Origin of the sequence: Lacihabitans sp. CS3-21 (assembly GCF_024343675.1) — a bacterium.
Taxonomy (GTDB): domain Bacteria; phylum Bacteroidota; class Bacteroidia; order Cytophagales; family Spirosomataceae; genus Leadbetterella.
Window position 1 is genome coordinate 1 of sequence record NZ_RJUD01000034.1, and the last position, 1753, is coordinate 1753.

The 1753-nt window shown below is 34.7% G+C and carries 3 protein-coding genes; all 3 read right to left on the reverse strand.

Annotated features, from left to right (window positions below; translation table 11 throughout):
- The coding region (locus tag EGI24_RS14120; protein WP_255049103.1) for a hypothetical protein at positions 1 to 298 on the reverse strand (298 nt) is incomplete at its 3' end.
- 27 nt (positions 299 to 325) lie between these two features.
- A complete protein-coding gene (locus EGI24_RS14125; protein WP_255049104.1) occupies positions 326 to 1252 on the reverse strand; it encodes a ketopantoate reductase family protein in 927 nt (308 codons plus the stop codon).
- Between the two features lie 2 nt (positions 1253 to 1254).
- On the reverse strand, positions 1255 to 1753 hold a 499-nt coding region (locus tag EGI24_RS14130; protein ID WP_310586088.1), incomplete at its 5' end, for a CocE/NonD family hydrolase C-terminal non-catalytic domain-containing protein.

Genomic DNA, 1753 nt, shown 5'->3' on the forward strand with positions numbered 1-1753 from the left:
CAATTTGAGACTGCTGTAAAACAATCATAAGTTTTTCGAGCCCAATTACAAAGCGTTGACATTCTTCACCAAATTTCATAAGTTCTGGGCTTTTAGTATTCATATCACCACCATTTATTAGGGTGATTGTCTTATTTACTAAATCAAACATGTGATTCACGATTTCTGATGGTGAACGGGTATGGTCGCTGACCCTAAACTCTCCAAAGTTATCTAATGACCCAACGGTTGCTTTTTCAAAGCGGTATTTGATAGCTTTGACTGCATGATTTAAAAGTTCATACCTTTCTAATTTCATATTCATGGATATAGAATTATTAATTTATCATTGGGCTATATTTAGATCGGCCTTCATTTTGGTTAACTCCCCAAGAAGCTTAGTTTGTGTCACATCATTTTCTTTTCCATATCTTTGGGCTATAGCAACAATAGCAAAATTTAGGGTTTCAATCTCTGTAGGTCGTCTATTATTGATGTCTTGCAAAGTAGAAATGAGCTGACCATCCGACATTTTACTAATCATTTTTACACTTTCAATTACCTCATTTTCAGAAATTTCTACTCCTGATATGTTGGCAATATTTACGCATTCTTTAATAACGGTTTGTCCCAAATTCATGACAGCTACATTCCTAAGGAAAATTCCATTATCTGTATCTAATAAAGGACAAATAGAATTAAAAACGCAGTTGGCTATCGCTTTTTTCCAAATGATAGTTTGAATATTTTCTTCAACCCTAAATTTAAAGATTGGATTATTGAGTTGGTTTGTAATGTGATCCAAACTATCCAATTTCCCATTAATTTTTCCTATAAGAGATTCTGCTACCGGTTTGAATCGGACTAGGTTATCGCCCATTACCTGACAAGTGGTAAACAATACACACCTGTGAACATCTGAAAAACCTTTATTTACAAACGCAGACTCCACTCCCAGCCCGTTTTGAAGTAGCACTATGGACTGATTAAAAGCCCTTTCACTTAATGTTTCTGCCAAGTATTCATTCCCAAAGGATTTGCTGGTTATAACTAAAATGCCATCAAATTTTACATGACTAGATAATGAACTGACTTCAAGGTCAGCCTTCAAAGTAATTCCCTCATCCATTTGAATTGAAATGGTCTCCATTTGAGTTGGTGTATTATCTACGCTGCCCCTGATAATGCACACATTTTTCCCCTCTAATTTTAGAAAAACGGCTAAAGCTTTACCCACAGCTCCTGCTCCGATGATGTATATTTTGTTTTCCATTTTTAATTATTTTTTAATATGTTCACGGATATATGACTGTCGCTAAATATGTTTACTAACGATTTCTGAAAATCTTTTTCGTTGGCCTCATAAATGTTCTCTAGAAACTTTTGGGGATTCAAATCGAACAAAGGAAATGCAGATGATTGTACCTGAACCATGATTCTGTGTCCTTTTTTGAAAGTATGATATACATCTTGAAGTTTAAATTCAGTGGTAGTTTTTGAGCCTGAAATTAAGGGTATAGGGTGAGAGAATGAGTTCCTGAATTTGGTTCTCATCATTTCACTTCGGATCATTTGCTGGTAGCCTGCCATTTGGACATTGGAGGGTGCAAATGAATTATTAGGTTCGTCGGAAGGATATTCATCGATGAGTTTAACAAAAAAGTCCAAATCTGTCCCACTAGTAGAAAATTTAAGATTTACCAAAATTTCACCAATTAAGGTGATATCATTCTCTAAAACTTGCGATTGAAAGCTTAAAACATCATTTCTATTT